The 315-nt window shown below is 68.6% G+C and carries 1 protein-coding gene; it reads left to right on the forward strand.

All coding sequences use genetic code 11. The features are described from left to right. Nucleotides 1-315: hypothetical protein (locus PUR61_RS12120; protein WP_329878739.1), on the forward strand; the 315-nt coding region annotated here is incomplete at both ends.

Consider the following 315-nt stretch of genomic DNA (forward strand, 5'->3'; position numbering starts at 1 on the left):
GGACGCGCCGATCGCGGTCAAGGAGGCGGTGATGCCCTGGAGCCGGTTCCGGGACGTCCACGGCCGCGGTGTCGACCCCGTCCTCATCGACCGCTGCCTCGACGACGCCGTCGAGAACGACGGCGACGCCCTCTACGAACGCACCGAGCTCTTCATCGGCGGCGGCGTGGTCGACCTCGAGGTAGCCGTCCTCCACCAGATCCACGACCCCGACATCGACCACATCATCAACAACCCCTACGGCACCGGCGGCCGCCTCGACGGCTACGAGATCCGCACCGCCGCCGTCGCAAGCTCGGTGCAATGCCTTACAAC

Source organism: Streptomyces sp. BE20 (assembly GCF_036322525.1).
In the GTDB taxonomy this organism is placed as follows: Bacteria; Actinomycetota; Actinomycetes; order Streptomycetales; family Streptomycetaceae; genus Kitasatospora.